The sequence below is a fragment of the Tenacibaculum finnmarkense genome (genome assembly GCF_900239185.1).
Classification (GTDB): Bacteria; Bacteroidota; Bacteroidia; order Flavobacteriales; family Flavobacteriaceae; genus Polaribacter; species Polaribacter finnmarkensis.
Genome location: NZ_OENA01000095.1, coordinates 1 through 3,491 on the forward strand (window position 1 = coordinate 1; position 3,491 = coordinate 3,491).

Genomic DNA, 3,491 nt, shown 5'->3' on the forward strand with positions numbered 1-3,491 from the left:
AATAAAAGCTCAAAAAACTAATTTATAGAATTATGAGCCTAGAATAATAATGTATAAACTTAATCAAGAAAAGAGTTGTTTTTTAGCTCAGTTCTTCTTAAGTTTTTTTAAGTCTCCTCCTGATACTTCCCATACTTTACGTTTTTGAGAAGGTGATTTTATATATCCTAATGATAAACTGTTAAGGTTAGAAAATTCATCTATCATTTCATCTGTCATCAATACACCAATTTGATATAGAGTAACTTCATTAAGAATAACATTGACTCTTTTATGTGTTTTAAATAAGGCCATTTTATTTATTACAAACTCTTTTCCATTAATTGTAGCATAAAACTCTGTAACATTTAAATACTTAAAAGCCCATTCGTTATATGTGAAAACTAACATTTTCATGTTTTCTTTATAACTATATCCAAGATGTACTTTATTGTATCCAGCTGTAATTATTTTTACTGGATTTGTATATAGCTGATCTTTATATTGTCGCTTTCTTATGAAGTTTTTACAATCTGAATCAACTTCAATTTTTATGACTTCTTCCGTTTGTGAATATGCCAACCCTGATATTGTTATGGCAATTAATAAGGATAATAATGATTTCATAATTATTTTTTTTGTAAAGTTATTGAATGGAGCGTAATTTTTGCGAATTACTTACAACGTTTACTGTATGGTTAGTGGCGTTTTAAAAGACTAAACTTTCAGGAAGAAATGAACTTTATAAAAAAGAACCTAACTTTAAGATTTGCTCTATGTAGCCATTAACTATACAGATTGTTGGCAACTGTTTCACCTCCCAAATTTGTTTTTCTCTTTTAAAGTTCTTATATCCCAGTCATTCAAATAGATTGTATGTGTTCTTTGGAAATCTCTACTTTTAGTTAAATTTCCAAAACCAGGACCAGTATATCCATAGTCAGAAGGATTATGCGTGTAAACAGCTCTATCATCAATAATTAATTCGTAAGCAGGGAAATCATTATGCCATCCTTTTACTTGCACATCAATAGACTTACTGGATAAATTTTTAAAAAGTTCAATTTCTAATTCAAAATCAATATTAGGCGAAAAAGGCTCAGCAAAAGGATAACCAGCAGAAGCAGAAACCTTAATTGTTGTGGTGTCATTTCCTCCATCAGAAAAAGAATGCTTTTTTGAATTACTAATTGATATATCTAAAGCATCTTCATCTGAACGGTCAGAATGCAATTCACTACAAACACCGATATACATATCTTTGTTTGATGCACGAGGCATATCATCATAAAAAGGAATCCGTTTTATATATGCTTTCACTTGATGACTTAAACCTGAGTGCTGATCATTGTTACCTCCCTGTTTTTTATGTCGTTTATGTTTAAAAATTTCGCTTTCAAAATTATAACTCCCAATTTTAGTTAAATCAATTTCTGCATTTATTGCTAAGCGAGTAGTATGTTCATTATGATGATTAAACATTTCTACATTATCAGTTGCGTAATAATTAGATAAAGAACCTGGCTCTGGAAGTCAAGCGTGTTTTTGAATATTAAAACTACTTAATTGTCTTATAAACTCTTCTTTATTGTCAAGTAACCTAAAACGAGTTGTGTTTTCAAAATAACTTAATAGAGGTTTTCCAAGTGACTTGGGAATAAATGCTTGAAATTTTATTGAAAGTGGAAACATTGGTTGTATTTATTTTGTTAATTCTTTATATTGATAATCTAATTTATAGTATTTCGCATATTTTTGATTTAATTCATGTTTATCTGGAGGGTAATTTTTATAGGGATTTTTATTATATTTTTCTTGGAGAATATTTTTTTCATCTTTATTTATAAAATAATTATCATAATTTTTAGGCTTTGTAATTACAAAAATTATTAATGGATAATAATCAAATCCTGTAAAATAAACATATTCCTTATTTCTATTATTCTCCCATTCAAAAAAAGATACTTTTTTAATCTCGCACCATAAATCATTTTCATAATAGATTTTTAGTCCACCTCTATTATGATAAGTTTGCTTTAGCCCAAGAAAAGGAATTGCATTATTGTGAAATTTAAATTGAGTCTTAGCTGTTCCTGTACTATCTACTTCTATTATTCGAGACGCTCCAATGCCTAAGAAGCCACCAACCCATTTTTCTGATTGCCCATAAGATCTATCATATTGTATGACAACTATACCTTCATAATTTCTTGGAAGAATAATTGTTTGATTATAAGGTCGCCAAACATACCAAGACACTAATAATATGTATATAAATGGCAAAATAACTAAAATGAAATCCCAAAATTGTAACTGTTGCTTAGTTAATTTTGTAACTATTTTTTTCTTTTTACATACAATTTTTAAGAAAAAATAAACTAAAAGTAGTATTATTCCAATTATAGATATTCTCCATAGATTAGTGAAAATAAAACTAATCATTAGTAAAATTCCAAATACGGCATAATATATCCCTATGTTTCTTAGTCTTTTCATTTTGTTTGCTTTGACTCAGAGTTTGTTTAAATAGTTGCCAACGTTTTGTATATGGTTTGTTGCGTTTTTGAAGCACTAAATTTAGTAAATAAAAACGGAATAGAAAATCCCTAAGGATTTTCGTAAGTAGGCGAGTACTAGCAATAAATTATATATGGTGTTACCTGGCGTTTTACTTAAATTCCATTGTAATTAAAAAGTAATGTGGGATTTTAAAGTATTCTCCAAGTTTTTCAGGTCGAATTTCTGATTGTACAACTTTACAATATGAACTAATACCATTATTTTGTTTTGTCGGGGTTATAATTGCTAATAAGGGAAATTCCTTATTTAAAGGATTTTTTATTTTTCTTTTATTTCCAAAAAAATCTTTTGTTACATACTTTGAATTATTCTCAATTAATTCAAATTCTTTTTTTGAACCAGCATATTTTTCAGTCCTTAATTGAATCTTTAATTTATTTTTTGATGTTTCAGTAAAAATTTTAAAACTAAAATCAGTTGAATTTATTTTAAAATATTCGAGTTCTGTTCCGTCAAATAGTATTTTTTTGTCAATTAGTTTTCCATTTTTAAATTCTTTTATGAAAGTTTTATAATATTTTCCGTTAATTTCAGGACTTTTAAAATCAAATTTCTGAATAGCTATATTTTGAAATTCAAAAATTTCTGCTAATTCAGAGTTTTTAACTCCATATTTTACTTCTGTTCTAACAGTTTTTTGCCCAAACATTAATTTCCCAAATAAAATTAATATTAATAATATTTGAATTTTTCTCATGGTATTTCTTTATTTTTAATGACAGGTAACGTTTCATGTATAAGAATAGTTGCGGTTTTGTGTGCGAGGATTTTCCGAAAGAAAATCAGATGTTACAAACACGCAACGACCTTTTAATTAAGTACTAGACCGCAATTATTTTTATACGGCTTAAGTTTGTCTTTTAATACATTTGATATATAATCAGAAAGAATAAAAGAGAGAATTAAGGTTACTATATACGGTGAAGCATTGA

At 27.2% G+C, this 3,491-nt stretch carries 4 protein-coding genes; all 4 read right to left on the reverse strand.

Features of this window, described 5'->3' with window-relative positions; all coding sequences use genetic code 11:
• Window positions 1-87 precede the first annotated feature (87 nt).
• Window positions 88-606 (reverse strand): hypothetical protein, encoded by a 519-nt coding sequence (locus AQ1689_RS10985; protein ID WP_101956111.1) that lies wholly within the window; start codon window positions 604-606, stop codon window positions 88-90.
• Between the two features lie 186 nt (window positions 607-792).
• Window positions 793-1,461, reverse strand: a complete 669-nt coding sequence (locus AQ1689_RS10990; protein WP_101956112.1) for a hypothetical protein — start codon at window positions 1,459-1,461, stop codon at window positions 793-795.
• Between the two features lie 219 nt (window positions 1,462-1,680).
• Entirely contained in the window at window positions 1,681-2,475 is a 795-nt protein-coding gene (locus tag AQ1689_RS10995) for a hypothetical protein (RefSeq protein WP_101956113.1), read from the reverse strand.
• Window positions 2,476-2,647: 172 nt separating this feature from the next.
• Window positions 2,648-3,256 carry a hypothetical protein gene (locus AQ1689_RS11000; protein WP_101956114.1) on the reverse strand — a complete coding sequence of 203 codons (609 nt, stop codon included), beginning with the start codon at window positions 3,254-3,256 and terminating at the stop codon, window positions 2,648-2,650.
• Between the last annotated feature and the right edge of the window lie 235 nt (window positions 3,257-3,491).

Bases quoted from the DNA above. Each gene is read 5' to 3' on its own strand.
- AQ1689_RS10985 (WP_101956111.1), bottom strand. From the start codon at position 606: ATGAAATCATTATTATCCTTATTAATTGCCATAACAATATCAGGGTTG.
- AQ1689_RS10990 (WP_101956112.1), bottom strand. From the start codon at position 1,461: ATGTTTAATCATCATAATGAACATACTACTCGCTTAGCAATAAATGCA.
- AQ1689_RS10995 (WP_101956113.1), bottom strand. From the start codon at position 2,475: ATGAAAAGACTAAGAAACATAGGGATATATTATGCCGTATTTGGAATT.
- AQ1689_RS11000 (WP_101956114.1), bottom strand. From the start codon at position 3,256: ATGAGAAAAATTCAAATATTATTAATATTAATTTTATTTGGGAAATTA.